This is a genomic window from Citrobacter sp. wls827 (assembly GCF_005280875.1).
Taxonomy (GTDB): Bacteria; Pseudomonadota; Gammaproteobacteria; order Enterobacterales; family Enterobacteriaceae; genus Citrobacter; species Citrobacter youngae.
Genome location: NZ_SZWR01000010.1, coordinates 292,895 through 317,533, shown reverse-complemented (window position 1 = coordinate 317,533; position 24,639 = coordinate 292,895). Strand labels below are relative to the sequence as shown.

Below are 24,639 nucleotides of genomic sequence, written 5' to 3'. Positions count from 1 at the left end.
CGCGGCTCGGCGGTCTACCGCCATGGCGACCGCACCCCGGCGTGGCTTAGCGAAGGCCGTCAGCACCGCAGCCTGGTCTGTGAATGTGAAGCCGTCACCGCAGGTGAAGTGCAATATGCCGTTGAAAATTTAACCGTCAACAGTTTGCTCGATTTACGTCGTCGCACCCGCGTCGGGATGGGGACGTGTCAGGGCGAATTGTGTGCCTGCCGCGCTGCAGGTTTGCTACAACGTTTTAATGTCACCACCGCCGCACAATCTATCACCCAGCTTTCTGAATTCCTCAACGAACGCTGGAAAGGCGTGCAGCCTATCGCGTGGGGAGATGCGCTGCGCGAAAGCGAATTCACGCGTTGGGTCTATCAGGGATTGTGCGGTCTGGAAAAGGAGCACCAGGATGAAATTTGATACCGTCATTATCGGCGGCGGTCTCGCCGGGCTGATGTGTGGCCTACAACTGCAAAAAAGCGGGTTGCGCTGTACGATTGTTACCCGCGGCCAAAGCGCGCTGCACTTTTCCTCCGGCTCACTGGATTTGCTCAGCAACCTGCCCGATGGTCAACCGGTAACCGACATTGAAGCAGGGCTGAATGCGCTGCGCACTCAGGCACCTGGTCATCCTTATAGCACCATCGGCACGCAGACCGTACTGGCGCTGGCGCAGCAGGCGCAGAATCTGCTGGAAGAGTGCGGAACGCATTTGCACGGTAAGGTTCATCAGGCTCATCAACGTGTAACACCGTTGGGAACCCTGCGTTCAACCTGGCTTAGTTCAGCGGAAGTGCCGGTCTGGCCGTTATCAGCACAACGTGTCTGTGTGGTGGGAATTAGCGGCTTACTGGATTTCCAGGCGCACCTTGCCGCGGCCTCACTGCGCCAGCGTAACCTCAGCGTCGAAACGGCTGAAATCGATTTGCCAGAACTGGATGTCCTGCGTGATAACCCAACCGAATTTCGCGCCGTCAACATTGCACGTCTGTTAGATAACGAAGATAAATGGTCGCTGCTCTATGACGCCCTGTTACCAATCGCGAAAACCTGCGACATGATAATTATGCCAGCCTGTTTCGGCCTGGCTGACGATCGGCTATGGAAGTGGCTCAATGACCGCCTGCCCTGCTCACTGATGTTATTACCAACTTTACCGCCGTCAGTGCTGGGCATGCGCCTGCATAACAAATTGCAGCGCCAGTTTGTACGCCAGGGTGGAGTGTGGATGCCCGGTGATGAAGTGAAAAAAATCACCTGTCAGGATGGCGTTGTCAGCGAAATCTGGACCCGCAACCATGCCGATATTCCATTGCGCCCACGCTTCGCCGTACTCGCCAGCGGTAGTTTCTTTAGCAGCGGACTGGTCGCCACGCGCGAAGCCGTTCATGAGCCGATTCTCGGTCTGGATGTGCACCAAACCGCCACACGTGCGCAGTGGTATCAGCGTGACGTCTTTGATCCGCAACCGTGGCAACAGTTTGGCGTAACCACCGATGCTGAACTGCGTCCATCGCTTGCAGGAAAAACAGTAGAGAATATGTTTGCCATCGGATCGGTACTTGGCGGTTTTGACCCTATCGCCCAGGGTTGCGGAGGCGGCGTGTGCGCTGTGAGCGCTTTACACGCCGCACATCATATTGCGAAACGTGCAGGAGGCCAGCAATGAGCGACACACGTTTTGAAAGTTGTATCAAATGCACAGTGTGCACCACTGCCTGCCCGGTAAGCCGTGTCAACCCAGGTTACCCTGGCCCTAAACAAGCCGGCCCTGACGGTGAACGTCTGCGTTTGAAAGATGGTGCGTTATATGACGATGCGCTGAAATATTGCATCAACTGCAAACGCTGTGAAGTGGCCTGCCCTTCGGATGTCAAAATTGGCGATATCATCCAGCGCGCGCGTGCCAAATACGACACGACACGTCCGTCGATACGTAACTTTGTCTTAAGCCATACCGATTTGATGGGCAGTGTTTCTACGCCGTTCGCACCCATCGTGAACACCGCGACTTCACTGAAACCGGTGCGCCAGCTTCTTGATTATGCACTAAAAATCGATCATCGCCGTACGCTGCCGAAGTACTCCTTCGGTACCTTCCGCCGCTGGTATCGCAGCATAGCCGCACAGCAGGCGCAGTATCAGGATCAAGTTGCATTTTTCCACGGTTGCTTTGTGAACTACAACCATCCGCAACTCGGTAAAGATCTGATAAAAGTGCTGAACGCGATGGGTACTGGCGTACAATTGCTGAGTAAAGAGAAATGCTGTGGCGTACCACTGATCGCCAACGGTTTCACCGATAAAGCACGTAAGCAGGCGGTAAGTAATGTGGCTTCACTGCGAGAAGCGATTGACGGAAAAGGCATCCCGGTTATTGCCACCTCTTCAACCTGTACCTTTGCGCTACGCGATGAATACCCTGAAGTGCTGGATGTCGACAACTCAGGGCTACGCGAACATATTGAACTGGCTACACGCTGGCTGTGGCGCAAGCTGGACGAAGGGAAAACGTTGCCGCTGAAAACGTTGCCGCTAAAAGTGGTCTATCACACACCATGTCATATGGAGAAAATGGGCTGGACACTCTATACGCTGGAACTGCTGCGACAAATTCCTGGACTTGAACTGACAGTGCTGGATTCACAGTGCTGCGGGATCGCCGGAACTTACGGATTCAAAAAGGAAAACTACCCGACGTCACAGTCAATTGGCGCACCGCTATTCCGCCAGATTGAAGAAAGCGGCGCGGATATCGTCGTGACCGACTGCGAAACGTGTAAATGGCAGATTGAGATGTCGACAAGTAAGCGTTGCGAACATCCTATCACCCTGCTTGCCAAAGCGTTGGGGTAACTCAGTTGCCCGGTGGTGTTTGCTACCGGGCATTTTTGTGCATCCAGTTCCGCTTATTTGAATACGTTGCAGTCGGGCGTATTTATCTCTGATTCACCCACGCAAAGAATCAATTTCTCATATGCAGCACTTGCGAAAAGTGGATACCGTCACGCCACCTTCTCTTTCTGGTGACGGACTACCATGGCTAAACCCACCACATCCACACCGCATGATGCGGTTTTTAAAAAGATCATTTCTTATCCTGAGATGGCCCGGGATTTTCTGGAGATTCACCTCCCCGTCACATTACGTAAGATTTGCAATTTGCAAACGCTGAAGCTGGAGTCCACCAGTTTTATCGAACAGGATCTCCGCGCGTACTACTCCGACGTATTGTGGTCGCTAAAGACCCACGAAGGTGATGGCTATATCTATTGTGTCATCGAACATCAGAGTACAGCTGTGCAGCACATGGCATTCCGCCTGATGCGCTATGCCACCGCTGCGATGCAGCATCATCTTGATGCCGGGAATAAAACACTGCCGCTGGTGATCCCCATGTTGTTTTATCACGGTCAACAAAGTCCCTATCCCTGGTCACTCAACTGGCTGGATGAATTTGACAACCCACAACTGGCGCGACAACTTTATTCAGAAGCTTTTCCGCTGGTCGACATTACCGTGATTCCTGACGATGAAATCGCGCAACATCGGCGTGTTGCGTTGCTTGAATTGATGCAAAAACATATCCGCGATCGCGATTTGATGGGATTAGTGGACCGACTGGTCTCGTTATTAGTTACAAGCACCGCTAATGACAGCCAGCTACAGACGCTATTTAATTATCTGCTACGGTACGGCGACGTTTCTCACGTCAACGAATTTATCCATAAAGTTGCCGAACGTTCCCCTCATAACAAGGAGAGGCTGATGACAATCGCAGAGAGACTCAGACAAGAAGGCCACCACGATGGGCTGCAACAAGGGTTACAACAAGGATTGGAACAAGGAGTACAAAAAGGATTGGAACAAGGAGTACAAAAAGGTACGCAAGAAGAAGCAATACGGATCGCTCGCATGATGCTGGAACAAGGGATTGATCGTGATTTGGTTCAGTTAATTACCGGGTTATTGCCAGACGATGTCACAGCGTGAGTCAAACAGGGAAGGTTTGTAACCTTCCCTGCCACTAATCAAACCGTCAGGAATTCCACCACATCGATCCAGCCGTGTTCCCCGGCGATATCCTGACCATTTAGCCAACGCCGCAGCATATTAAGCGCCATCATTGCGCAAACCTCCTGACGAACAGCCAAACTATAGCGATTTGCATTGAGTCGCACCCGCAAGGCATGCGTGCCGTCAGGTGTTGCCAGTGCGAAGTTAATATGTTCGTTTTCGAAACCCGATACCGCCAGCGCCAGTTCGGCATAATGATTGCCGCGTCGCTCGGTTATCCAGTGCGCCGTTTGCGCCAGCGTTTCTTCCTGAGATGGCACTACCTCGCTCGCTAACAACGGGGCACTGGCGCGAGAGAGCTGCAGGGCAATTAAGCCTCCGGTAAATTGCTCGCTCAGCGTCAGACTGTACTGGCGCTCCTGGAGCTTACGGGCAATTTGCGCAGGTAACCCTTCGGTACCTTCAAAAATCATATTCTGGCCAGCAACGCGTTTCACCTCTGGCCATAGCGCCAGCATCGCTTCACGTTGGGAATCGGGTCCGGTTAACTTCAGCTCGATAATCGGCATCGACGAGCGATAGCCCATTGTCACCCCGGGCGGTAAAACCAAAGGATCCAGGCTCTGCGCCAGATCGCTTTCAGAACGACCAAAGGTCGTTAAGCGCAGGCATAGCGGGGGTTGAGAGAGAGAAAAACGCTCACGCAGGCGCGGCAGGATCTCATGTTCAACCATGACTTTAAATTCTGACGGTACACCCGGCGTAAAGAACATCAGGCAGCGATTAAGCTTTACGGCGAACCCGCAGGCAGTTCCGACCGGATTATTAATAAACTCCGCACTGGCCGGAAGCTCAGCCTGTTTGCGATTGCTCGGCGCCATGACGCGTCCCCGCTCACGGAAAAAACGCGCCATTTCGGCCAGCCACGCTTCATGCAGCACCAGCCCTTCACCTTTTGCGGTTGCCGCCGCCAGTGCGCTCAAATCATCGCTGGTCGGCCCTAAGCCGCCATTGACGATCAGCACATCAGCATGTTCGCTACGCTCACGCAGAATAGCGACCAAATCGTTCAGATTGTCGCCAACCGTATTGCGGCGTGTTAACGGTAATCCCTGATTAAAGAAAAAATCGGCCAGCCAGGCGGCATTAGTGTCGACGATTTGTCCGTGCAACACTTCATCCCCGGTGGATAGCATCTCCACGTTTAACATCGTGTTCTCCTGCTTTTATGATGAAAACACTATAACGCATGGAGGGGGGAAGGCGCGACTGAACGCCGCGCCTGGTCGATTAGAAACTGGCGTTTACCCCGATGTATGGGCCGTCAGCAATCGCGTTATCGCGGTTGCCATCTTTACCCGCCAGATTCAGGTAACGGTAACCTGCTTCAATACTCAGCGGACGCATAATCGTCAGGCGCGCACCGGCATTTGCTTCTTCGTAGCTGTCGATCCCGCTGGAGAGTGAATCCGGGGAGTAGTAGTATTCACCAAACAGACGGAAACTGTCGCCAATCGGCCACTGTAAACCACCACCGACAGCTGCCGCGTAGCCTTCATCACCGTCTTTCGGGTTGGTATAGATACCTTTCCCACCGACTGTTGCCAGCAACGGACCCAGAGGGATATTCAGACCAAGGCCAAGCCCTGCAACATCACCGTCGTCATCGTTATGCATCCAGTTGCCGCTAACAGCCAGTCCAGTGGACTCAGTACCCATACCGAAACCGAGGTTGGTGTAATCTTCGCCTGCCTGACCGCTAATGCTAATCGCATTCGCCGACGCAGAAACAAACAGCATTCCGGCAAAACCCAGTAATAAACTTTTTTTCATTTTCTATCCTTTCCAGCAAGAATCAAAACATAGCCCCAAAACCGCTGGATTGTACTGCCAGATGGCGAGGAATCAATGAGCTAAAAAAGCGATGCAATGACATATTGTAACTAAATACTACCCGCAATGTTTCAGTAAGGTTAAGTTCTTACCCGAAATAGACGATAAAAGGCACCTGATTGCCGTTTTCAACAGACAACGTCATCTTCCCCGGCAAAGCTGGCTTAAACGGCAATGAAGCGTTTTTTCTGTCGCCTGCAAAAGGTAAGATGTGTTAACAATGGACTCCTCCGCCCCTCCCCTACAAGGAACAGACTTATGCGTCAAAGAACGATTGTTTGCCCACTCATTCAAAATGAAGGCTGTTTTTTACTGTGCAAAATGGCCGATGATCGCGGTGTTTTCCCTGGTCAGTGGGCGCTGTCTGGCGGCGGCGTTGAGCCAGGTGAGCGCATCGAAGAGGCTTTGCGTCGTGAAGTGAGGGAAGAGTTGGGTGATCAACTGGTATTATCAGAAATTACTCCGTGGACCTTCAGCGATGATATTCGGACCAAAACCTATGCCGATGGCAGTCAGGAAGAGATTTATATGATTTATCTCATCTTCGATTGTGTGGCGGCTAATCGTGAAGTGAACATTAACGAAGAGTTCCAGGACTTCGCCTGGGTTAAAGCGGAAGATCTTGGCACCTACGACTTAAATATCGCCACGCGTAAAACGTTGACCTTGAAAGGGTTACTGTAAATCCCACGAGTTTAAACGTAATATAAACGATGTTCACAATAGCGGTATTGTTCTCAGCATTCAGCAACAGAGACCAACGCCGCCATAACGACTAAAAACACTTTATATTCAAATAAATAAATCACCCCTCCCTGTTTTTATCTTTATACCCCAAACCTTAAACTCTTAAGGATAAATTAACCTTCAGTCTTTAACCTTTGTGGCCTGATGAAATAATTAACGATGCCCCTGTTTATCACTAAAAATAAAACTGCGGTGGCGTTAAATGGCTTGAAGGAATAATGATGTCTGACTTTTTGCCTTTCTCCCGTCCGGCAATGGGTGATGAAGAACTTGCCGCAGTTAAGGCGGTTCTGGATTCAGGGTGGATAACCACGGGTCCTAAAAATCAGCAGTTGGAAGACGCTTTCTGCCAGCTCACAGGAAACCAAAACGCCGTTGCCGTCTGTTCCGCGACGGCAGGTATGCACATTACGCTAATGGCGCTGGGTGTGGGTGAAGGCGATGAAGTGATCACCCCGTCGATGACGTGGGTATCTACACTCAACATGATTGTCCTGCTGGGCGCCACACCGGTTATGATCGATGTTGACCGCGATACGCTGATGGTGACCCCCGAACAAATTGAAGCCGCTATCACACCACGAACCAAAGCTATTATTCCCGTGCATTATGCCGGGGCCCCAGCCGATCTTGATGCCATTTACGCCATCGGTGAACGCTATGGAATCCCTGTTATTGAAGACGCAGCACACGCCGTCGGAACGTTATACAAGGGTCGTCATGTCGGTGCTCGTGGTACCGCAATCTTTTCCTTTCACGCTATCAAGAATGTGACCTGTGCTGAGGGTGGACTGATTGTTACTGACGACAGCCAGCTCGCTCAACGGCTTCGCAGCCTGAAATTTCACGGCCTGGGTGTAGATGCGTATGACCGTCAAACCTATGGCCGCGCGCCGCAAGCTGAAGTTCTCGCGCCGGGATATAAGTACAACCTGACTGACATCAACGCTGCCATCGCCCTGGTACAGTTGAACAAGCTGGCTCGTCTGAACGCACGCCGTGCGCAAATTGCGCAGCAGTATCAACAGGCGCTGGCCGATACGCTGTTTCAACCGCTCACCCTGCCTCAGTGGTCACATGTGCACGCCTGGCATTTGTTCATCATTCGCGTGGATGAAGCCCGCTGCGGGCTGAGCAGAGATGCTCTGATGGAAGCACTAAAGGCCAGAAATATTGGCACAGGCCTGCATTTTCGCGCGGCCCACACGCAGAAATATTATCGCGAACGTTTCACCGATCTTTCTTTGCCTAATACCGAATGGAATAGCGCACGCATATGTTCACTGCCGCTATTTCCCGACATGACCGACGATGACACACAACGCGTCATTACGGCACTTCGCCAGATTGCAGGACAATAAGCATGTTTGAAGCCACACCGATTAGTAAAGTCTCGGTGGTCATTCCCGTTTTTAACGAACAGGAAAGCCTGCCAGAATTAATCAGGCGCACCAGCGCCGCCTGCGAAAAACTGGATACTGAATATGAAATCCTGCTCATTGACGACGGTAGCAGTGACAATTCGGCTCAACTGATGATGGACGCCTCCCAGGCACCGAACAGCCATATTGTCTCTATTCTGTTGAATCGAAACTATGGGCAACACTCGGCGATTATGGCCGGTTTCAGCCACGTCACGGGCGACCTGATCATCACGTTAGATGCTGATTTACAAAACCCGCCAGAGGAGATCCCGCGGCTGGTTGCCACGGCAAAAGAAGGCTTCGATGTCGTCGGAACGGTGCGTCAGAACCGCCAAGACAGCCGCTTTCGTAAGACCGCCTCACGGATGATCAACCATCTGATTCAGCGCACAACCGGTAAAGCCATGGGCGATTATGGCTGCATGCTGCGCGCCTATCGCCGTCACATCGTCGATGCCATGTTGCATTGCCAGGAGCGTAGCACCTTTATTCCGATCCTGGCTAACATCTTTGCCCGCCGCGCCACGGAAATCCCGGTACACCATGCCGAACGTGAATTTGGCGACTCTAAGTACAGTTTCATGCGTCTGATAAACCTGATGTATGACCTGGTAACCTGCCTGACCACCACGCCATTGCGTATGTTGAGCCTGCTGGGCAGCATCATTGCCGCCACAGGCTTTACCCTGTCGGTCCTGCTTGTTGTTCTTCGCCTGACGCTCGGCCCGCAGTGGGCGGCAGAAGGTGTGTTTATGCTGTTTGCCGTGCTGTTTACCTTTATCGGCGCGCAATTCATTGGCATGGGATTACTCGGCGAATATATCGGTCGCATCTATAACGATGTCCGCGCACGCCCTCGCTATTTTGTTCAACACGTTATCCGTCCACAAACCACGCAGTCAACTGAGGAAAACCGCGCATGAAAGCCGTCGTATTTGCCTATCACGATATGGGATGTCAGGGAGTTCAGGCCCTGTTGGATGCGGGTTATGACATCGCTGCTATTTTTACGCACGCCGATAACCCAGGTGAAAAAGCGTTTTTTGGCTCAGTTTCCCGCCTCGCTGCCAGCGCAGGTATTCCGGTGTACGCTCCGGACGAAGTCAATCATCCGCTGTGGATCGAGCGGATCGCCCAGCTCACCCCCGATGTGATCTTCTCATTCTACTATCGCCATTTACTCAGCGATGAGATCCTGCGTCTTGCACCTGCTGGGGCCTTTAATCTGCACGGCTCATTACTGCCCAAATATCGTGGCCGTGCACCGCTGAACTGGGTATTAGTCAATGGCGAAACCGAAACAGGCGTGACGCTGCACCGCATGGTCAAGCGCGCAGATGCCGGTGCCATCGTCGCCCAACAACGCATTACCATTTCCCCCGATGACGTAGCGTTAACCCTGCATCATAAATTATGCCAGTCTGCCCGCGAGGTACTGGCACAGGCGCTGCCAGCCATCAAAGCCGGTGATTTTCAGGAGTACCCACAACAGGAAGCCGACGCCACCTGTTTTGGTCGCCGTACGCCGGAAGACAGTTTCCTCGACTGGAACAAACCCTGCGCACAACTGCATAACATGGTTCGCGCCGTGTCCGATCCATGGCCAGGTGCATTTAGCTATGCCGGTACGCAAAAATTCACCATCTGGTCATCGCGCCAGAGTGCAAATACATCTGCGGCGCTGCCGGGAACGGTTATCTCCGTATCGCCATTGCTGATTGCCTGTGCCGATGGCGCACTCGAAATCATTACCGGGCAAGCGGGTGATGGCATTACCATGCAGGGCTCACAGCTGGCACAAGTTTTGGGTCTGGTTGCCGGTTCTCGCCTCAACAGCCAGCCCGTTTCCGCCAGCAAACGTCGTACCCGCGTTTTGATCCTTGGCGTTAACGGTTTTATTGGCAACCACCTGACCGAACGCCTGCTACGCGAAGATAACTACGAAATCTACGGGCTTGATATTGGCAGCGATGCGATTGAGCGTTTTCTGCAACACCCACGATTCCATTTTGTGGAAGGTGATATCAGCATTCACTCCGAATGGATTGAATATCATGTGAAAAAATGCGACGTCGTGCTGCCACTGGTCGCCATTGCCACACCGATTGAATATACCCGCAACCCGCTGCGCGTCTTCGAACTCGATTTTGAAGAAAACCTGAAAATTATTCGTTACTGTGTCAAGTACCGCAAACGCATCATTTTCCCGTCAACATCTGAAGTCTACGGTATGTGTACCGATAAAGACTTCGATGAAGACAGCTCCAACCTGATCGTTGGCCCGGTTAATAAACCGCGCTGGATCTACTCGGTCTCTAAACAACTGCTGGATCGCGTTATTTGGGCATACGGTGAAAAAGAAGGGCTACGTTTCACCTTATTCCGTCCATTTAACTGGATGGGACCGCGTCTGGATAGCCTGAACGCCGCACGTATCGGCAGCTCACGCGCCATTACCCAACTGATCCTGAATCTGGTGGAAGGCTCTCCCATCAAGCTGATTGAAGGCGGCAAGCAGAAGCGTTGCTTTACCGACATTCGTGACGGTATCGAAGCCCTGTTCCGTATCATTGAAAACGACGGCGGGCGCTGTGATGGCGAGATCATCAATATCGGTAACCCGGATAACGAAGCAAGTATTCAGGAACTGGCTGAAATGCTCCTTTCCTGCTTCGAAAAACATCCGTTGCGCCAACACTTTCCGCCGTTTGCTGGTTTCCGCGACGTTGAGAGTAGCAGCTACTATGGTAAAGGCTACCAGGACGTTGAGCACCGCAAACCCAGTATTCGTAACGCCAAACGTTGCCTGAACTGGGAACCAACAATCGATATGCAAGAAACGGTTGAAGAGACGCTGGACTTCTTCTTACGCAGTGTGGACATCATGGAACACACATCATGACCAAAGTGGGCTTGCGCATAGATGTCGATACATTCAGGGGGACACGCGAAGGCGTGCCCCGCCTGCTGGAGACATTGAACCGGCATAACGTTCGGGCTAGTTTCTTTTTTAGCGTCGGGCCCGACAACATGGGACGCCATCTCTGGCGTCTGGTGAAGCCGCAATTTTTGTGGAAGATGCTGCGCTCAAACGCAGCCTCACTCTACGGGTGGGACATTTTACTGGCCGGCACCGCCTGGCCTGGAAAAGAAATTGGCCTGGCTAATGCGGCCATCATTTCGCAAGCTGCCCGGTATCACGAAACAGGCTTACACGCCTGGGATCATCATGCCTGGCAATCACGAAGTGGCAACTGGAACGATAAACAGCTGATTGATGATATTTCGCGGGGTATTAATGCACTCGAAACAATCATCGGCCAACCCGTTACCTGCTCTGCCGTCGCTGGCTGGCGTGCCGACTCGCGCGTCGTAGAGGCGAAAGAGACATTTCATCTGCGCTATAACAGCGATTGCAGGGGGACATCGTTATTCCGTCCTGTACTTGAAACGGGAGAAATAGGGACACCACAAATTCCGGTCACGCTACCAACATGGGATGAAGTAGTTGGTCAGGAGGTGCAGGCAGCGGACTTCAACGACTATATTCTCTCCCGCATTCAGAGGGACAAAGGCACCCCGGTCTACACGATTCACGCAGAGGTGGAAGGCATTGCTTTTCAGCAGCAATTTGACGATCTGCTCATTCGTGCCGCCGACGCCGGGATTACGTTTTGTCCACTGGGCGAACTGTTACCAGACGATATCAGTACACTGCCAACGGGCCAGATCGTTCGTGGCAAAATACCCGGCAGAGAGGGATGGCTCGGCTGCCAGCAACCCGCGAGTGTGACATCATGAAATCCGCACGTTACGCCCTGGCATTTGTCGCATTTATTGCACTGTATTTTATTTTACCCATCAATAGCCGCCTGCTCTGGCAGCCCGACGAAACGCGCTATGCTGAAATCAGCCGGGAAATGCTGACGTCTGGCGACTGGATCGTCCCACATTTTTTAGGACTACGCTATTTTGAAAAACCTATCGCGGGATACTGGTTAAACAGTATCGGGCAATGGTTATTTGGCGCAAACAACTTTGGCGTCAGAGCGGGGGCTATTTTTGCAACCCTACTGACTGCACTCCTGGTCGCCTGGCTGGCAATGCGGCTATGGCGTGATAAACGTACGGCCCTACTCTCTGCCGTCATCTTTCTAACGTTTTTCTCTGTTTACAGTATCGGAACCTATGCGGTACTTGATCCCATTATCGCGCTGTGGCTGATGGCGGGTATGTGCTGTTTTTGGGAGGGAATGCAAGCCACCACCAGAACACGTAAAATTGTCGCCTTTTTGCTGTTAGGATTTACCTGCGGCATGGGCGTGATGACCAAAGGCTTTCTCGCGCTCGCTGTCCCTGTCCTCAGCGTGTTGCCATGGGTTTTCGTGCAAAAGCGCTGGAAAGAGATCTTTATTTACGGCCTGCTGTCGATTATCAGCTGTATTGCCATTGTCCTGCCGTGGGGACTGGCGATTGCGCAACGCGAACCCGACTTCTGGCACTACTTTTTCTGGATTGAGCATATTCAGCGTTTTGCGCAGGATGATGCCCAGCATAAAGCGCCATTCTGGTACTACATACCGGTTTTCGTGGCGGGTGCCTTACCCTGGCTCGGGCTACTACCGGGCGCATTGCGAACCGGCTGGCATGAACGGGATGTACCACGTAGCGCCTTATACCTGCTGAGCTGGATTATTATGCCGATCCTGTTTTTCAGTATCGCCAAAGGGAAGTTGCCAACCTATATTCTTTCCTGCTTCGCACCGCTGGCAATCCTTACCGCGCGGTTTGGCTTGCAGGCTGCTGAAAAAGGTTCTGCAGCCCTGCGCGTCAACGGTTGGATCAACATTCTGTTCGGTGTTATTGGTATTGTCGCCACATTTATCGTGTCCACGCTCGGACCGTTGAAGACACCGGTCTGGTCGCATATCGAAACGTATAAAGTGTTTTGCTCATGGGGTATCTTTATCACCTGGACGCTATTTGGCTGGTATACGCTTAACAACAGTGAAAAAAACTGGAAATTAGCAGCGCTCTGCCCGCTGGGACTGGCGCTGTTGTTCGGCTTCTCAGTACCTGACCGGGTAATGGAATCCAAACAGCCACAGTTTTTTGTCGAGATGACCAAAGAGTCGCTGGAGTCGAGCCGTTATATTTTCACCGACAGTGTTGGCGTTGCCGCTGGCCTGGCCTGGAGCCTGAAACGCGATGACATCAACATGTACGGGCAAACAGGTGAGTTAAAATACGGCCTTAATTATCCGGATGCCCAGGGACGCTTCGTCAGCCGGGATGACTTTGCCGGCTGGTTGGCGCAACATCGTCAGGAAGGGGACATTACGCTTGTGCTGTCAATTTCGAAGGATGAGGATATTAATCAGCTTGCCATTCCTCCCGCTGACTATATCGACAATCAGGGGCGCCTGGTCTTGATTCAGTACAGGCCTAAATGATCTGGCTAACCTTAGTCTTTGCCAGCCTGCTCAGCGTCTGTGGGCAATTGTGCCAGAAGCAGGCCACCCGCCCGGTACCCGCCCACGCGCGAACACGCTATATCGCGCAGTGGATTGGTCTGGCGCTGGCCTGTCTGGGACTGGCCATGCTGCTCTGGCTGGCAGTATTGCAGAATATTCCCGTCGGCATCGCCTACCCGATGCTAAGCCTGAACTTTGTATGGGTCACGCTGGCGGCATGGAAAATCTGGCGTGAACCTGTCACAACACGTCACTGGCTGGGGGTTGGGCTACTCATCACCGGCATCTTTATTCTTGGGAGCGCGGTGTAATGGGCATCTTTTGGGGGCTGTGTAGCGTGATTATTACGTCGGTTGCTCAGCTAAGTCTGGGTTACGCGATGGATAATCTGCCGCCCATGCTGCAACCGCTGGCGTTTATCTCCGCCGTTTTTGCAACCAGCAGCAGCGCATTCGCCTTATATGGCGGGCTGGTAGGTTATTTACTGTCAGTGATGTGCTGGCATAAAGCCCTGCATCAGCTCGCGCTGAGCAAAGCCTATGCCTTGCTCAGCCTCAGCTATGTACTGGTGTGGATCGCATCAATGATTTTACCGGGCTGGCAAGGAACCTTTTCAGTAAAAGCCCTGGTGGGTGTGCTGTGTATTATAGCGGGATTAATGACCATATTCTTACCTGCCCGCCAACACACGCCCTGAGATCATTTATCGTCAGACAGTTGTCGCAGACGCTCCCATTCTTCGGCGAGATACTGTCTGGCATCAATGATTTTAATCACTCGCGATGCGTCACGGTTAATACAATACTGGGCATCTTTTAACGGTGACAGGAGATCGCCTGCTTTTACACGCTCGCTGGCTTGCGCTTCAGCCAGCATTTTCAACGAACCACCGCTATCACAAAGTACAATATAGAGCCTCCCTGCTTTTTGGTTACAGCAAGACTTCTTCACATGCCATTCCATAGCGCACCTTTTGCTAATGATTTTCACACCATGTTACACTTTAGCAGATAAACCAAAGGACAATGGCCAGGGAATGGCAATTATGCGAGATAAATTTAATGTTTTCTTAAGCTTTACCGCGGGTACGGACCCACTCCAGCAGCGCCCGGCGAGAAACCTTAATACCACCGCTTTTTAATTCTGCGGGTAAGGTTAGCCAACGAACGGGTTGCTGGAAACGTGCCAGCTTATCTTTCACCCATTCTGCCAGATCAATTCTTCCGGCTTCAGTATCGTACTCCACAACCGCAACGGGGCGGTGGCCAAACTCTTCATCTTCTATTGGAACAATAAAAGCTTGCAGAACATGGGGATGCGATACAATAACGCGCTCCACCTCTTCCGGTTGGATCCCTTCTCCACCGCTAAAGAACAGATTGTCCATACGCCCGACTATGGTTAGCTTGCCATCCTTTAACACGCCGCGATCGCGGGTGGCAAACCAGCCTTGCGCATTAACCAGTGGATAAAGCTGTCCGTTGCGCCAGTACCCTTGCGCCATGCTGGCGGCACGAAGCCAGACTTCATCATCAACAATCCTGACTTCTCTGCCTGGTAGTGCAGAGCCGACATCCGCCTTACCATCGGCCTCTTTCGCACACACCGTGGAGGCAAATTCCGTTAACCCGTAACCGCACCAGCAGCGAATACCCTGCTCACGTGCTTGTTCAGTCAATTCAACAGGAATCGCGGCACCGCCCAGCAACACGGCCTTTAGCGATACCGGTGTGTGATTGACCAACAGTCGCCAAAGCTGCGTGGGAACCAGCGAAGCATGGGTACAACCCGCCAACATCTGCTCTAACGGCTGCTTATCGCGCACGGTCATACGCGCGCCCGCAAACAACCAGCGCCACATAATCCCCTGACCGGAAACGTGAAATAGCGGTAGCGAGAGCAGCCAGTCATCGTCTTCGCCAAATGGCATCAGTGACAGCACCCCCTGCGCACTCGCCAAATGCGCCTGACAGGTATGTACCGCCGCCTTTGGCAATCCGGTAGAACCTGAGGTTAACGTCATTGTGCTCAAGCGCTGAGGCAACCAGACGGCAGCATGCTCGCCAGACTGTTCCAGCATCCGCAGCGGTGCCAACCCCGGGAGCGGACTTTCGCCTTCCAGATCCAGCGCAAAACGCAGCGTTAACTCCGGGACCAGCGCATCAAGCAGCGACTGAGGCAACTGTGGGTTCACAGGTAAAACCCGCGCCCCACACTGCAACAGTGCCAGCCATGCCAGCAGCGGACGGGGATAATTCCAGGCGCGGAGCAATATGCCATCGCCCTCTCCCACCCCTTGAGCCGCAAAGCCGCTTGCCAGACGATCGACTCGCGTACAGAGATCGCTCCAGCGTAACACCTCATCGTTGAGGCGTAAGGCTGGCGCGTCAGTACGAGCCTGTCGCCAGTGACGCCACGGCCAGTCGGTAAAATCAGGCGTATCGGACAACCGTTCCAGGCCCGATGCGCTTGCGTCATCGGGCATTTCCCGCTGGGTCATAGCAATCGTTCCAGCGCATCAATCTCAATGCACGGCAACGTACTGCCAGGCCACGCGCGTACCTGCTGGCACTGCATCAGGCTGAGCGTATCCAGACCTGGGATAGTCTGTGGCGTCAACCAGGCAGCAATGCGCGCCAGCTGGGTTAAGCCCAGGCTCGATTCGATAGAGGAGCTGATCACGGCGGTGAGACCTATCGCGTGTGCGGCGGCAACCTGCTCACGCACCTTGTCGAGGCTACCCGTCAGCGTAGGCTTGATGACGACTGCCTTCACGCCCTCTTCGGCTTCGAAGGTGAAATCCGCTTCACGCAGACTTTCATCCCAGGCAATGGCAATCCCTGTTTCACGCGAGAACGCGCGGGAATCATCACGGGTTTTACACGGCTCTTCGAGGAAGGCAATGCGCCCGCGATACTCAGGATTGACATATTTCGCAAACTGCTGGGCTTTCAGCGGCGTCCAGGCACGATTGGCATCAAGCCGCAGGTGCAGTTCCGGGATCGCCTCCAGCAACAGGTTGACGACCATACCGTCGCGAACAGCTTCATACAGACCGACTTTGACCTTCGCAACTTTCTCACCCGGCATGTCCGCCAGTTGCAGCACCAGATCATCAGGATCGCCCGTACACAGCGGCGCAGCACGGTAGTCCGCCGCCTCTGGCAGAGTGCCTGCCAGTTCGGCCAGCGCGCAGCTTGCGCCAAAGGCGACCGAAGGCATTTGCGGTAAGGAAGCATCGCCCTGTAGCCAACCCTTCACCCAGGCCAGCAGCTCAGTTTGCGCCTCTTCCCAGCTTTCCTGACTGAAGCCCGGCAGGGGGGAGATCTCTCCCCACCCTTCGCGCTCGCCGTCACGAAGACAAACGTACAGCCCGTCACGCGTTTTTAACCGCCTGTCGCGCAGAATCACCCCCGCGTCCATGGGGATCTGCCAACGGTATACCTGCGCGCTACGCATTACGGATTCCGTTTGAATTTGCTGAAGTCAGGCTGGCGTTTCTGGTTAAAGGCGTTACGGCCTTCCTGACCTTCTTCCGTCATGTAGAACAGCATCGTGGCGTTACCCGCCAGCTCCTGCAGACCCGCCTGGCCATCGCAGTCGGCGTTCAGCGCAGCTTTCAGGCAGCGCAGCGCCATTGGGCTGTTTTGCAGCATTTCGCGGCACCAGCGTACGGTCTCTTTTTCCAGATCGACCAGCGGAACCACGGTGTTTACCAGGCCCATATCCAGCGCTTGTTTTGCATCGTACTGACGGCACAGGAACCAGATTTCACGTGCTTTTTTCTGACCGACGATGCGCGCCATGTAGGACGCGCCCCACCCGCCGTCGAAGGAACCGACTTTCGGCCCGGTCTGACCAAAGATGGCGTTTTCAGCCGCAATGGTCAGGTCACACATCATGTGCAGCACATGACCACCGCCGATGGAATACCCTGCCACCATCGCGACAACCGGTTTCGGACAGGTACGAATCTGGCGTTGGAAGTCCAGTACGTTCAGATGATGCACGCCGGAGTCATCCTGGTATCCGCCGTAATCGCCACGTACCTTCTGATCGCCGCCTGCACAGAACGCTTTATCGCCCGCACCGGTCAGAATAATCACGCCGATGTTGTCATCATAGCGGGCATCTGCCAGCGCCTGGATCATCTCTTTCACGGTGACCGGACGGAAGGCATTGCGTACCTGCGGACGATTAATGGTGATTTTTGCGATACCGTCGGTGGATTTCTCATAGCGAATGTCGGTGTAGCCTTCAGAGCAATCGTTCCATTCTACCGGTGCGTAAAGCATTGTTTCATCAGGATAGATCATAAAATGTCCTATAGTCAGCGACGCAGAATCTGAGCCAGACAGTCCACCACGCCAGCGGGATTCTCCCGATGCGCGTTGTGTCCGGCGTTACGAATCACATGGTTCGGTACGGATATTTCCGCCGCCAGAGCGCGGAATTTATCGTCACGTTCACCACATAAATAATAAAACGGAAATGTGCGCGTTTTCAGTTGCACACGTAAATCAGGTTGTATGGCCAGCGAAGTGGCCTCCAGCATTGCTGCCAGCATTTGCCCGTTATTCTGGCTACGCATATCGACCAGCGCCTCTCTTTGCGCGACATTCAGTGAGGAAAAGACCGGCTGTTGATACCAGTCATTAAACACCTCGCGCAGCGGCTCAGTACGAAAACGCGCGGCCCAGCGGCCATCCGAGAGACGACGCTGGGTGCGTTCATTTTCACTTTGCAGCCCTGGATGCCCACCTTCAACCACCAGACCATACAGTCCGGGCAACGCCTGACAGGCCGCCATCATCGCGACTCTGCCGCCAAGGGAATATCCCACCAGCCAGTAGTTAAGTATGTTGTAACTAAGCAGCGTATTACGCAACAAATCGCTGACGTCATCGAATCCGCTCACGCTGATGTCAGCAGAACCGCCGTGGCCAGGCAGGTCGATATACAACCGCGAAAACTCCGGGAATGCTTCACCGACCGCCTGCCATTCCCGGCAATCACCGGAAAATCCGTGCAGGAAAACCAGCCAGGGGAAATCCACCTGACCCGTGTTCGCCTGCGCGTGCAGGATCATAGATGACTTACCTGCGCCAGCAATTGCTGCAGGGTTTGCGCCCCGTCAGTTTCATTCACTACCAGCTCAATCACCGTTGCCACCGGAGTACGCCAGGCATTCGTCAGCGCGCTCTCCAGTTGCGCCCAGTTCTCCGGACGGTGATATTTGAGGTCAAACATGGCGGCAGCATGCTCAAAATGGACGTTCTGCGGCATCAGGTAGAACCGTTCACGTTCGCTTGCTGGCGTCGGCAGCAGGGAAAAAATTTGTCCACCGTTATTATTGACCACGATCAGGACAAACGGCGCGGAAACCTGACGCAATAACGCCAGCGCATTCAGGTCATACAATGCAGATAAATCGCCAACAATCGCCAGCGTCGATTTCGCGCTGGCGCGCTGTACGCCAGCTGCGGTTGACAGCAGGCCGTCAATGCCGCTCGCGCCACGATTGCTATAGACCGGGTAACCAGCCGGAAGCTGCGACAACGCATCAATCAGGCGCACCACCAGGCTGTTGCCCACAAACAGCTGTCCCTGCTCTGGCAGATACTCGTGAATACGGTGTGCCAGCTGTGCTTCGCCAAACGTATCACGGCGGGCTTCTACCGCCTGCCATGCCTGTTTCGCCAGCCGCGGGATCTCCACACACCAGGGCTGGCGTTTCTCCGCCGGATGCAGCTCCAGCCAGTCGCCAACCTTCGCGACCAGCCTGCGTCCACGATGGTGAGCCGGATCGAGGCGGCCTTCGATATTATCAACGATCCAGTATTCCTGCGGATCGCAGCTGGCCTGCCATTGCAGGAGTCGTTTTCCGGTCAGGCTGCTGCCAAGCTGCACCACAATCTGCGCCTGCTGTAACTCTGCCACCGCTTTCGAATTCCCGAGCCACAAATCGGCACACGGCAACGGTTGTCCGGTTTGCGACAGAACATCGCCAATCAACGGCCAACCTAACGTCTGCGCCCAGAGCGCAACTTTCTTGCCCTCTTCGGCGCTCATGCGCCCGGCAAGTACCACGCCACGTTTTTGCCGCCAGAAAAACCAGTCACGCTGTTTGTCGCTTTCCAGCCGACGCGCTTCACGCAGCCAGGGCTTGTCATCCTGCCACCAGTCACCAAGACGCTGCTGCCAGGCAACCCCTGTTTCATCCATGTCACCATACAGCGGTTCCGCAAATGGGCAATTGATATGCACCGCCCCGCTATGTAGCGCGGCTAAGGCGTTATCGATGGTAGACACCAGCCAGCTTGCGGGAATGTCCTGCGTCGGACGCGGTAAAGCGAGCGTTTGCGACGGATGCGAGGCAAACATACCGGCCTGACGAATCGCCTGGTTAGCGCCACAATCGATAAGCTCAGGCGGTCGGTCAGCCGTGAGTAAAATCAGTTTTTCACCGGTCAGGCCCGCTTCAATCAACGCGGGATACAAATTCGCCACCGCTGTACCGGACGTCACAATCACGGCAACAGGTTGCCTGCTGACTTTTGCCAGACCTAAGGCCAGATGCCCAAGCCCACGCTCATCAAAATGAGTATGGTGGATAAAAGCGGGGTTTTCCGCTGCCGCTAAAGTCAACGGCGTCGAACGAGAGCCAGGGGCAATACAGACATGCCTGACGCCGTGGCGAGTGAGAGCTTCCAGAATGACCGCCGCCCAGCGTCGGTTAAATGCGCTTACTGACATGAGATTGTCCGGTATCAATATTGCGACACAGTATAAAGAATCGAATAAATGGATTTTTGATATGAGTCGGGAATATACACGAAATCATTATCCTTCCATCTGTAATAAAGTACGTAACCCTGCCGCTTTATTATCTATTTCTTGCCATTCTTGCTCAGGATCGGAACCGCGCACGATCCCCGCCCCGGCATACAGACGGACGACATTTGCGCTAATTTTCGCTGAACGTAATGACACGCAAAACTCGCTCTGACGCAGTGAAAGATAACCCGCAGAACCGGCATACCACTCACGTTCAAAGGGTTCATTATGTTGGATAAATTCGCGCGCCAGCTCGCGTGGAATACCCGCTACGGCCGCAGTAGGCTGTAGCTGTACCAGACAGAGCGTATCATCCGCCTGATTGAGCGCAGTCCAGATACAGCGGCGCAGATGCTGTACTTTGCGCAGCCTGAGTACCTGCGGCGGCAGGACATCGAGGGTTTGCGTACAGTTCTGCAGCCGTTGGCAAATATCTTCCACTACCAACATGTTCTCACGCTGATTTTTATCGTCCTTCATCAGCCATTCACCCAACTGCCAGGCGCGATGATCGTCAGGGTGATTGGCAACGGTTCCGGCCAGCGCCTCAGTGCGCAGTGCCGTGTCACGCCGCCGATACAGACGTTCAGGGGAAGAGCCAAGAAAAGCAGATTCGGCGGAAAACGCCATATAGAAGTGGTAACAGTTGAGATTTAAACGACGGCTGGAGGCCATAACCGCCGCGGCATTAACTGGCTGAGAAAACTGTAAATCGGTCGCCCGCGCCAGTACCACTTTGTCGAGTTCTTCCCCGGCAATAGTTTGGGTGGCAAGCTCAATAAGGCGCGTCCAGCCTGCTTTATCTGGCCAGTGTTGTTCACCGGTTAAATTCAGGCGCAGTGCGGGAAGCGGTTTTACCTGCGCAAGCGCTGAAATAAACGCAGCGGCCTGCGCGGCATCTTCACGCAACGACACGTCGCTATACAGGTGTAGTCGTAAGGTCGCAACCCCGGCACAGCGTCGCCATTCCAGTCGCGGCAGCAATAAATTACCGCGCTGCGGCTCAAACGCATTCAGGCCCCAGACGCGCAGTTCGGGGTAATTATCATGTTGGCGTAAAAACCGTTGGGCAGATTCCAGTGAGGAAAATGCGGCGACGGCTCCCAGTACGGCAGCCTCTTCGTCACCGTTACGTTGCTGCCAGTAAAACTGAGGCCAGACGGTCTGGCTGGCCAGCCATCCTAAAGCGTCAAACGCATCATTCAGAGGGAAAGGTATATCGTAAATACGAATTCCAGGTGCGGCTGGTATCTCTTGCGACAAATGACGCATCAGACTTTCCAGCGCAGTAGTGATTGAATGCACGCGGACCTCTCCCTGTTAAAAACCTCACATTATACGGGGTACTGAGCAGAAAAAGCAGTACCCCCGTATAGGGAGTGCGATGACAGCGCTGTATTTATCGCCGTGCCAGCAATAATCCCATCACTAAACCGACTGTCGCCCCCACGCCGATCCCACGCCAGGGTTTTTCGTGTACATAGTCATCTGCCCGGCAAACAGCCTGCTTTGCACGATAATAGTAACTGTCAGAGGCGTGACTAACGCGATTTCTCACCTCTTCTAACGCCTGCTCAGCCCGCGCTTTCAACTCAAGGTATTTTTGGTCGGCAGGATCGCCGGAAGAACGTAGCACTTCTTCCAGCGTTTCGCTCAACAATTCCAAATCGTCATCAATACGTGACTCGTAAGAATGAAAAGACATTGTATTCTCCCTTTCTATTGACGTACCCGCTAACTATAGACGACAGGGGCTGTTTACGCTTGATGCCCCTCACGCGCCATGCCGATGTGTGGAATCCCGTCTTCGTCATAGACTTCCGTGACTGGAACAAACCCAAATCTCGCATAAAACGATTGCAGATGTGCCTGAGCCACCAGGTATAACGCCTTATGCGGCCAATGCTGCGCACAGGATGCCAGTGTTTGCGTCATTAACTGCTGCCCCAGTTTTTCACCGCGCAACGCTTCGCTGACAATCACCCGGCCAATTACTACCGGCTCCAGATCATCGTCACTTTTCAGAATCCTCGCATACGCCACCAGTTCATCGTTATGCCATCCCAGAATGTGACGGTTCTCGCCGACTAAGTCGTCGCCATCCACGTCCTGATACGGACATTGTTGCTCAACAACGAATACCGCGCAGCGAAGCTGAAGAATGGCATACAGCTCCTGAACACTCAGCTTTGCATGATGGAGATCTTGCCAGTGGATCATTGTCTGCCCCTTTGTTGTGATAACCTGAACACCCTGCCTCATTGATGGCGAAAAGTGTAACGTAAAGATGGAATTACTATTTTTAGGTACGTCAGCGGGAGTTCCCACACGCTCTCGCAATGTAACGGCAATTTTACTAAATCTGCAACACCCGACTCAGGCAGGTTTGTGGCTTTTTGATTGCGGCGAAGGGACGCAGCATCAAATGCTTAGCACGCCATTTAATCCGGGAAAACTCGATCGTATTTTTATCAGCCATTTACACGGCGACCACCTGTTTGGTTTACCGGGGCTACTGTGCAGTCGTTCAATGGCCGGGAACGTCCAGCCGCTAACGCTCTACGGACCCAAGGGGTTGCGAGAGTTTACCGAAACCGCTTTACGTCTGAGCGGCTCCTGGACCGATTACCCGCTGGATATTGTAGAAATTACCGCCGGTGAGGTTGTGGATGACGGCCTGCGCAAAGTGACTGCGTTTCGACTGGAACATCCACTGGAGTGCTACGGTTTTCGTGTTGAAGAACACGACAAACCCGGCGCGCTTAATGCCAGCGCCCTGAAGGCGGCAGGCGTTAAAGCGGGCCCGTGGTTTCAGGATTTGAAAGCCGGGAAAACCATCGTACTGGAAGACGGTCGCGCGATTAACGGTGCCGATTTCCTCTCCCCGGCAACCCGAGGGAAATCCGTGGCTATTTTCGGTGATACCGGGCCCTGTGCGAGTGCTATCGAACTGGCAAAAGGGGTGGACGTGATGGTACATGAAACCACGCTGGACGCCTCAATGGAGGAAAAAGCCAACAGCCGCGGGCATAGCTCCACCCGGCAGGCCGCACAGCTGGCACGGGACGCCGGTGTGGGCAGACTCATCATGACCCACGTCAGCTCACGCTACGATGCAAAAGGCTGCCAGCGGTTACTTGAAGAGTGCAGAGCGATTTTTCCAGACACGGAACTGGCTCACGATTTCGCCATTTTCACCGTTTAGTGCTCCATTTTTCCGCCTCAGTGCCGATAACAGTGGAAAGGCTGGCTTTCACACTGAGGACAGGATGAACAATTTCCAGAAAGATATTGATGACAGGACAAACCTAACCCTGTCTAACCGTTTTGAACTGCTGCTGTTTCGCCTTGGCAAATCCGTTGAGGAGCAGAAATCAGAGCTGTTTGGCATCAACGTATTCAAACTGCGTGAAATCGTACCGATGCCGACCTTTACACGCCCTGCCGGCATGAAGGCTCCGTTGTTAGGCATGGTGAATATCCGGGACCAGGTGATCCCGGTGATCGACCTGCCTGCTGTCGCCGGGTGTAAACCCGAAACCGGGCTTAATATCCTGTTGATCACAGAGTACGCCCGCAGCGTACAGGCCTTTGCAGTGGAGTCAGTAGAGAACATTATGCGCCTGGACTGGCAACAGGTGCACACTGCTGAGAAAGCCGTTAATGGTCGCTACATCACCAGTATTGCTTGTCTGGACGACGACAAAGAAACCAACAATTTGGCGCTGGTGCTTGATGTCGAACAGATCCTGTATGACATTGTGCCGTCCAACCACGATTTACGTGCAACCGACCTGAAAACCAGCAAATTCACTATCACGCCGGGTGCGGTGGCCATTGTTGCGGAAGACTCCAAAGTTGCCCGGGCGATGCTGGAGAAAGGACTGAACGCGATGGAAATTCCGCATCTGATGCATGTCACCGGCAAAGATGCATGGGAAAAAATTCAGCAGCTATCTGAAGAAGCGCAAGCGGAAGGTAAGCCAATCAGCGAGAAGATTGCCCTGGTGCTTACCGATCTGGAAATGCCGGAGATGGATGGTTTTACGCTGACCCGTAAGATAAAAACCGACGAACGTCTGAAGAAGATCCCGGTCGTCATCCACTCTTCACTTTCCGGTAGCGCCAACGAAGATCACGTCCGCCGGGTTAAGGCCGATGGTTACGTGGCAAAATTCGAGGTCAACGAATTATCTTCTGTGATTCAGGAAGTGATGGAGCGCGCAGCAAAAGATGTTAGTGGTCCTTTGGTGAGCCGT

25 protein-coding genes are annotated in these 24,639 nt (G+C 53.5%); 14 read left to right on the top strand and 11 right to left on the bottom strand.

Features of this window, described 5'->3' with window-relative positions; translation table 11 throughout:
* The 4 genes from FDX03_RS23025 to FDX03_RS04880 form a co-directional block, all read left to right on the top strand.
* Positions 1 to 408, top strand: a 408-nt coding sequence (locus tag FDX03_RS23025) for a (2Fe-2S)-binding protein (RefSeq protein WP_249356988.1), incomplete at its 5' end; no start/stop codon positions are given.
* Positions 398 to 1,657 (top strand): glycerol-3-phosphate dehydrogenase subunit GlpB, encoded by a 1,260-nt coding sequence (glpB, locus tag FDX03_RS04890; RefSeq protein ID WP_061068205.1) that lies wholly within the window; start codon positions 398 to 400, stop codon positions 1,655 to 1,657. The genes FDX03_RS23025 and glpB, both read left to right, overlap by 11 nt.
* Positions 1,654 to 2,844, top strand: a complete 1,191-nt coding sequence (gene glpC, locus FDX03_RS04885; protein WP_048211095.1) for an anaerobic glycerol-3-phosphate dehydrogenase subunit GlpC — start codon at positions 1,654 to 1,656, stop codon at positions 2,842 to 2,844. The genes glpB and glpC overlap by 4 nt, the downstream gene beginning before the upstream one ends.
* A gap of 183 nt (positions 2,845 to 3,027) precedes the next feature.
* Entirely contained in the window at positions 3,028 to 3,981 is a 954-nt protein-coding gene (locus tag FDX03_RS04880) for an Rpn family recombination-promoting nuclease/putative transposase (RefSeq protein WP_137345548.1), read from the top strand.
* A 38-nt stretch (positions 3,982 to 4,019) separates the two neighbouring features.
* Here FDX03_RS04880 and FDX03_RS04875 read toward each other — a convergent pair whose 3' ends face one another.
* Together FDX03_RS04875 and FDX03_RS04870 are read right to left on the bottom strand one after the other, a co-directional pair.
* Positions 4,020 to 5,216 carry a nicotinamide mononucleotide deamidase-related protein YfaY gene (locus FDX03_RS04875; RefSeq protein WP_048211093.1) on the bottom strand — a complete coding sequence of 399 codons (1,197 nt, stop codon included), beginning with the start codon at positions 5,214 to 5,216 and terminating at the stop codon, positions 4,020 to 4,022.
* 79 nt (positions 5,217 to 5,295) lie between these two features.
* Positions 5,296 to 5,838, bottom strand: a complete 543-nt coding sequence (locus tag FDX03_RS04870) for a YfaZ family protein (protein WP_048211092.1) — start codon at positions 5,836 to 5,838, stop codon at positions 5,296 to 5,298.
* A gap of 318 nt (positions 5,839 to 6,156) precedes the next feature.
* Between FDX03_RS04870 and nudI the strand changes: the two genes are divergently transcribed.
* The 8 genes from nudI to arnF all read left to right on the top strand — a co-directional run bounded on the left by nudI (position 6,157) and on the right by arnF (position 14,240).
* On the top strand, positions 6,157 to 6,582 hold the full coding sequence (gene nudI / locus FDX03_RS04865) for a nucleoside triphosphatase NudI (RefSeq protein ID WP_137345547.1): 426 nt from the start codon (positions 6,157 to 6,159) through the stop codon (positions 6,580 to 6,582).
* Between the two features lie 284 nt (positions 6,583 to 6,866).
* On the top strand, positions 6,867 to 8,006 hold the full coding sequence (gene arnB, locus FDX03_RS04860) for a UDP-4-amino-4-deoxy-L-arabinose aminotransferase (protein WP_137345546.1): 1,140 nt from the start codon (positions 6,867 to 6,869) through the stop codon (positions 8,004 to 8,006).
* A 2-nt stretch (positions 8,007 to 8,008) separates the two neighbouring features.
* Complete coding sequence (gene arnC / locus FDX03_RS04855; RefSeq protein WP_101741528.1) at positions 8,009 to 8,992, top strand: undecaprenyl-phosphate 4-deoxy-4-formamido-L-arabinose transferase; 984 nt, start codon at positions 8,009 to 8,011, stop codon at positions 8,990 to 8,992.
* Positions 8,989 to 10,971 (top strand): bifunctional UDP-4-amino-4-deoxy-L-arabinose formyltransferase/UDP-glucuronic acid oxidase ArnA, encoded by a 1,983-nt coding sequence (arnA, locus tag FDX03_RS04850; protein ID WP_137345545.1) that lies wholly within the window; start codon positions 8,989 to 8,991, stop codon positions 10,969 to 10,971. Before arnC ends, arnA begins: the two co-directional genes overlap by 4 nt.
* Positions 10,968 to 11,870: a 4-deoxy-4-formamido-L-arabinose-phosphoundecaprenol deformylase gene (arnD, locus tag FDX03_RS04845; protein WP_115601735.1), complete on the top strand. Its 903-nt coding sequence runs from the start codon at positions 10,968 to 10,970 to the stop codon at positions 11,868 to 11,870. Before arnA ends, arnD begins: the two co-directional genes overlap by 4 nt.
* Positions 11,867 to 13,522, top strand: coding sequence for a lipid IV(A) 4-amino-4-deoxy-L-arabinosyltransferase (gene arnT, locus FDX03_RS04840; protein ID WP_170973086.1), 1,656 nt, complete (start codon positions 11,867 to 11,869; stop codon positions 13,520 to 13,522). Before arnD ends, arnT begins: the two co-directional genes overlap by 4 nt.
* Positions 13,519 to 13,854 carry a 4-amino-4-deoxy-L-arabinose-phosphoundecaprenol flippase subunit ArnE gene (gene arnE, locus FDX03_RS04835; protein ID WP_048211085.1) on the top strand — a complete coding sequence of 112 codons (336 nt, stop codon included), beginning with the start codon at positions 13,519 to 13,521 and terminating at the stop codon, positions 13,852 to 13,854. The genes arnT and arnE overlap by 4 nt, the downstream gene beginning before the upstream one ends.
* A complete protein-coding gene (gene arnF, locus FDX03_RS04830; protein WP_061068212.1) occupies positions 13,854 to 14,240 on the top strand; it encodes a 4-amino-4-deoxy-L-arabinose-phosphoundecaprenol flippase subunit ArnF in 387 nt (128 codons plus the stop codon). Before arnE ends, arnF begins: the two co-directional genes overlap by 1 nt.
* Before the next feature lie 2 nt (positions 14,241 to 14,242).
* Here the strand turns inward: arnF and pmrD are convergent, their stop codons facing one another.
* The 9 genes from pmrD to FDX03_RS04785 form a co-directional block, all read right to left on the bottom strand.
* Entirely contained in the window at positions 14,243 to 14,506 is a 264-nt protein-coding gene (gene pmrD / locus FDX03_RS04825; protein ID WP_048211083.1) for a signal transduction protein PmrD, read from the bottom strand.
* Positions 14,507 to 14,612: 106 nt separating this feature from the next.
* Complete coding sequence (gene menE, locus FDX03_RS04820; protein ID WP_137345544.1) at positions 14,613 to 16,043, bottom strand: o-succinylbenzoate--CoA ligase; 1,431 nt, start codon at positions 16,041 to 16,043, stop codon at positions 14,613 to 14,615.
* Complete coding sequence (gene menC / locus FDX03_RS04815; protein WP_061068214.1) at positions 16,040 to 17,002, bottom strand: o-succinylbenzoate synthase; 963 nt, start codon at positions 17,000 to 17,002, stop codon at positions 16,040 to 16,042. The genes menE and menC overlap by 4 nt, the downstream gene beginning before the upstream one ends.
* Complete coding sequence (gene menB, locus FDX03_RS04810) at positions 17,002 to 17,859, bottom strand: 1,4-dihydroxy-2-naphthoyl-CoA synthase (protein ID WP_124021804.1); 858 nt, start codon at positions 17,857 to 17,859, stop codon at positions 17,002 to 17,004. The genes menC and menB overlap by 1 nt, the downstream gene beginning before the upstream one ends.
* 14 nt (positions 17,860 to 17,873) lie before the next feature.
* Positions 17,874 to 18,632 (bottom strand): 2-succinyl-6-hydroxy-2,4-cyclohexadiene-1-carboxylate synthase, encoded by a 759-nt coding sequence (gene menH, locus FDX03_RS04805; RefSeq protein WP_137345543.1) that lies wholly within the window; start codon positions 18,630 to 18,632, stop codon positions 17,874 to 17,876.
* Complete coding sequence (menD, locus tag FDX03_RS04800; RefSeq protein WP_137345542.1) at positions 18,629 to 20,299, bottom strand: 2-succinyl-5-enolpyruvyl-6-hydroxy-3-cyclohexene-1-carboxylic-acid synthase; 1,671 nt, start codon at positions 20,297 to 20,299, stop codon at positions 18,629 to 18,631. Before menD ends, menH begins: the two co-directional genes overlap by 4 nt.
* An 87-nt stretch (positions 20,300 to 20,386) precedes the next feature.
* Positions 20,387 to 21,685, bottom strand: coding sequence for an isochorismate synthase MenF (gene menF / locus FDX03_RS04795; RefSeq protein WP_116360440.1), 1,299 nt, complete (start codon positions 21,683 to 21,685; stop codon positions 20,387 to 20,389).
* A gap of 94 nt (positions 21,686 to 21,779) precedes the next feature.
* Positions 21,780 to 22,085: a stress response protein ElaB gene (gene elaB / locus FDX03_RS04790; RefSeq protein ID WP_005129450.1), complete on the bottom strand. Its 306-nt coding sequence runs from the start codon at positions 22,083 to 22,085 to the stop codon at positions 21,780 to 21,782.
* A 53-nt stretch (positions 22,086 to 22,138) separates the two neighbouring features.
* A complete protein-coding gene (locus tag FDX03_RS04785) occupies positions 22,139 to 22,600 on the bottom strand; it encodes a GNAT family N-acetyltransferase (RefSeq protein ID WP_137345541.1) in 462 nt (153 codons plus the stop codon).
* Between the two features lie 67 nt (positions 22,601 to 22,667).
* Between FDX03_RS04785 and rbn the strand changes: the two genes are divergently transcribed.
* Together rbn and FDX03_RS04775 are read left to right on the top strand one after the other, a co-directional pair.
* The gene (rbn, locus tag FDX03_RS04780) at positions 22,668 to 23,585 is read left to right on the top strand and encodes a ribonuclease BN (RefSeq protein WP_048211074.1); all 918 of its coding nucleotides are present in this window, start codon (positions 22,668 to 22,670) and stop codon (positions 23,583 to 23,585) included.
* Positions 23,586 to 23,649: 64 nt separating this feature from the next.
* Positions 23,650 to 24,639, top strand: a 990-nt coding sequence (locus FDX03_RS04775; RefSeq protein WP_137345687.1) for a chemotaxis protein, incomplete at its 3' end; no start/stop codon positions are given.

Excerpts from the sequence above, each read along its gene's own strand:
- glpB (WP_061068205.1), top strand. The coding sequence starts at position 398 with ATGAAATTTGATACCGTCATTATCGGCGGCGGTCTCGCCGGGCTGATG.
- glpC (WP_048211095.1), top strand. The coding sequence starts at position 1,654 with ATGAGCGACACACGTTTTGAAAGTTGTATCAAATGCACAGTGTGCACC.
- FDX03_RS04880 (WP_137345548.1), top strand. The coding sequence starts at position 3,028 with ATGGCTAAACCCACCACATCCACACCGCATGATGCGGTTTTTAAAAAG.
- FDX03_RS04875 (WP_048211093.1), bottom strand. The coding sequence starts at position 5,216 with ATGTTAAACGTGGAGATGCTATCCACCGGGGATGAAGTGTTGCACGGA.
- FDX03_RS04870 (WP_048211092.1), bottom strand. The coding sequence starts at position 5,838 with ATGAAAAAAAGTTTATTACTGGGTTTTGCCGGAATGCTGTTTGTTTCT.
- nudI (WP_137345547.1), top strand. The coding sequence starts at position 6,157 with ATGCGTCAAAGAACGATTGTTTGCCCACTCATTCAAAATGAAGGCTGT.
- arnB (WP_137345546.1), top strand. The coding sequence starts at position 6,867 with ATGTCTGACTTTTTGCCTTTCTCCCGTCCGGCAATGGGTGATGAAGAA.
- arnC (WP_101741528.1), top strand. The coding sequence starts at position 8,009 with ATGTTTGAAGCCACACCGATTAGTAAAGTCTCGGTGGTCATTCCCGTT.
- arnA (WP_137345545.1), top strand. The coding sequence starts at position 8,989 with ATGAAAGCCGTCGTATTTGCCTATCACGATATGGGATGTCAGGGAGTT.
- arnD (WP_115601735.1), top strand. The coding sequence starts at position 10,968 with ATGACCAAAGTGGGCTTGCGCATAGATGTCGATACATTCAGGGGGACA.
- arnT (WP_170973086.1), top strand. The coding sequence starts at position 11,867 with ATGAAATCCGCACGTTACGCCCTGGCATTTGTCGCATTTATTGCACTG.
- arnE (WP_048211085.1), top strand. The coding sequence starts at position 13,519 with ATGATCTGGCTAACCTTAGTCTTTGCCAGCCTGCTCAGCGTCTGTGGG.
- arnF (WP_061068212.1), top strand. The coding sequence starts at position 13,854 with ATGGGCATCTTTTGGGGGCTGTGTAGCGTGATTATTACGTCGGTTGCT.
- pmrD (WP_048211083.1), bottom strand. The coding sequence starts at position 14,506 with ATGGAATGGCATGTGAAGAAGTCTTGCTGTAACCAAAAAGCAGGGAGG.
- menE (WP_137345544.1), bottom strand. The coding sequence starts at position 16,043 with ATGACCCAGCGGGAAATGCCCGATGACGCAAGCGCATCGGGCCTGGAA.
- menC (WP_061068214.1), bottom strand. The coding sequence starts at position 17,002 with ATGCGTAGCGCGCAGGTATACCGTTGGCAGATCCCCATGGACGCGGGG.
- menB (WP_124021804.1), bottom strand. The coding sequence starts at position 17,859 with ATGATCTATCCTGATGAAACAATGCTTTACGCACCGGTAGAATGGAAC.
- menH (WP_137345543.1), bottom strand. The coding sequence starts at position 18,632 with ATGATCCTGCACGCGCAGGCGAACACGGGTCAGGTGGATTTCCCCTGG.
- menD (WP_137345542.1), bottom strand. The coding sequence starts at position 20,299 with ATGTCAGTAAGCGCATTTAACCGACGCTGGGCGGCGGTCATTCTGGAA.
- elaB (WP_005129450.1), bottom strand. The coding sequence starts at position 22,085 with ATGTCTTTTCATTCTTACGAGTCACGTATTGATGACGATTTGGAATTG.
- FDX03_RS04785 (WP_137345541.1), bottom strand. The coding sequence starts at position 22,600 with ATGATCCACTGGCAAGATCTCCATCATGCAAAGCTGAGTGTTCAGGAG.
- rbn (WP_048211074.1), top strand. The coding sequence starts at position 22,668 with ATGGAATTACTATTTTTAGGTACGTCAGCGGGAGTTCCCACACGCTCT.